The 1,614-nt window shown below is 42.6% G+C and carries 1 protein-coding gene; it reads left to right on the top strand.

What is annotated here, in order from left to right:
• The first annotated feature begins 265 nt into the window (after window positions 1-265).
• Window positions 266-1,489 (top strand): IS110 family transposase, encoded by a 1,224-nt coding sequence (locus V7150_RS21075; RefSeq protein WP_335522186.1) that lies wholly within the window; start codon window positions 266-268, stop codon window positions 1,487-1,489.
• The last annotated feature ends 125 nt before the right edge of the window (window positions 1,490-1,614 follow it).

Raw genomic sequence — 1,614 nt, 5'->3', positions numbered from 1 at the left:
CGTTAGCCATCCATGAAGCGCAAAAATCAGCGCTTCACCACAGAGAATGAAAATGGTTTTAAACCGTCAATACTGATTCTACGGCTGGGAGAGGAAGGTCGATGAACTATGGTGCGTTAGAGCCCATCCGTTAGTCTGACTCCAACGACCACGGTGCACCACTGACTGTCGCTCCCTTACGGGAAGCACACATGGTAGATTAATCCTATTCTGGTTGCTGCACCAGCCTCCAATAATATTGTGAGCCGTAGAAAGGATGTTTTCAATGGAAGTAGTCATTGAAAGAGCATGCGGTATGGATGTCCATAAGGACAATATTACTGCCTGTATTTTGACACCTGAAGGAAAGGAGATTCAAACGTTCTCTACTAAAACTGTATTTCTTTTACAGTTGGTTGACTGGATTAAACAACATAATTGTACCCATGTCGCCATGGAGAGCACGAGTGTTTATTGGAAGCCTATTGTGAATTTGCTAGAAGCTGAGGATATTGAGTTTTTAGTGGTGAATGCCCAACATATGAAGGCAGTTCCAAGACGAAAGACAGATGTGAAGGATGCGGAATGGATTGCCAAACTTCTTCGCCATGGACTACTTAAAGCCAGTTATATTCCTGACCGGAATCAACGTGAATTGCGTGAACTCGTTCGCTATCGTAGAAGTATTATTGAGGAGCGTGCCAGACAACATAACCGAATCCAAAAGGTGTTAGAAGGCGCGAACATTAAGTTGGGGTCAGTTGTTTCAGATGTGTTGGGTGTTTCGGCTCGGGATATGCTCGATGCCATTGCCGATGGTGAGGAGGATCCTGAAAAACTAGCAAACTTTGCCCGGCGCACTATGAAAAAGAAAAAAGAAGAACTGGAACTCGCCCTAAAAGGATATATCAATTCACATCAACGCCTCATGTTAAAAACCATTTTAGGTCATATTGATTTTCTGACTGAGCAAATCGAGATGTTGGATCAGGAAGTTGCGGACAGAGTCAGCTCCCATCAAGAAGATGTGGCACGATTGGATTCCATTCCTGGCATAGCGACCAGAATGGCCGAGCAAATACTATCAGAAATTGGAACTGATGTGAAGAAACAATTCCCCACTGCAGCTCATATGTGTTCTTGGGCAGGCTTGGTTCCTGGACAAAACGAAAGTGCAGGGAAAAGAAAATCAGCCAAGACTAAAAAAGGAAATAAGTATTTAAGATCGGCGTTAACCGAAGCAGCTCATTCAGTAAGAGGATCCAAAAACTATCTTGGAGCACTTTATAGGCGTACAGCATCACGAAAAGGCAAGAAACGTGCTGGTATTGTAGTCGCTCACGCAATGTTACGTATCTCATATTATCTCTTAACCCGAAAAGAAATGTATGTAGACTTAGGCGAAGACTACTTTGATAAGCAGAGACAACAATCAATTGTTCGGCATTCTCTGAGACGACTCGAAAGTTTAGGATACACCGTTACACTGGAAGAACCTAAAGCCTCTTAATCCAGTTCACTTAATTACCATAGATCAATGAAATTGGCGCTCTCCCCTTTTTTAAAAAATGAATGAGCTGCGTCCTCTTCAGTATTGACTTTTTCATGAATTACAGAAGTTAATTTTCATGGTAG

It is taken from the genome of Neobacillus drentensis (assembly GCF_036965245.1).
Classification (GTDB): domain Bacteria; phylum Bacillota; class Bacilli; order Bacillales; family Cytobacillaceae; genus Neobacillus; species Neobacillus drentensis_G.
Note: the sequence above shows the minus strand (reverse complement) of the source record. Positions and strands in the feature narration are given on the sequence as shown.